Annotated in this window: 1 pseudogene; it reads left to right on the forward strand. The window is 61.9% G+C overall.

Annotation, left to right across the window (positions count from 1 at the left end):
* A pseudogene (locus QMX78_RS21630) lies at window positions 1-126 on the forward strand (IS3 family transposase); the annotation flags it as partial.
* Window positions 127-226 lie beyond the last annotated feature (100 nt).

The following is a 226-nucleotide window of genomic DNA, read 5'->3' on the forward strand; positions in this document are numbered from 1 at the left end:
GACGATGCCACGCACGAGGCGGTAGCGATTGAGGTGGAGCGGGCGATCTCCGGCTACGGCGTGGCACGGGTGCTGGCCCGGCTGGCACTGACCCGAGGTCTGCCGCAGGTGATCCGGACCGACAACGTGCTAACTCTGGAGTCAAGCTAAAGTTGATGGCGAGTCGACGCACAGGTCCCATTAGCACCTGTTCTTCTATGGCCGCATGCAACTTCGCACAAAGTCC

The sequence above is a fragment of the Stenotrophomonas sp. PS02298 genome, from assembly GCF_029959445.1.
GTDB lineage: Bacteria > Pseudomonadota > Gammaproteobacteria > Xanthomonadales > Xanthomonadaceae > Stenotrophomonas.